General features: G+C 47.7%; 1 protein-coding gene. It reads left to right on the forward strand.

Features of this window, described 5'->3' with window-relative positions:
• Positions 1 to 155: 155 nt before the first annotated feature.
• Positions 156 to 277 (forward strand): hypothetical protein (locus tag AF337_RS41210; protein WP_152971274.1); only part of this gene is annotated, 122 nt, incomplete at its 3' end.

Genomic DNA, 277 nt, shown 5'->3' on the forward strand with positions numbered 1-277 from the left:
CGGTTCCAATAGCCAAAGCGATTATGGTGACGGGTTGCCTGCGCTGAGATTTCTGCAAGCAGAAGAGATCCAGCTTTTGCGCCTCCTTCATCTATTTCGGTGGGTGATCCAAATTTGTCGACTGGTTCAAAGCATATAAAGGACTAAGTTGGAGTATGAATACGATAAGCGAGACGGCTGAGCGCATCGCAGTGATTGGCCTGGGATATGTTGGCCTCCCTGTCGCAATGGCTTTCAGTAACTCTTTCTGTGACGTAGTTGGTTTTGACATAGATAG

It is taken from the genome of Rhizobium ecuadorense, from assembly GCF_001187535.1.
Taxonomy (GTDB): Bacteria; Pseudomonadota; Alphaproteobacteria; order Rhizobiales; family Rhizobiaceae; genus Rhizobium; species Rhizobium ecuadorense.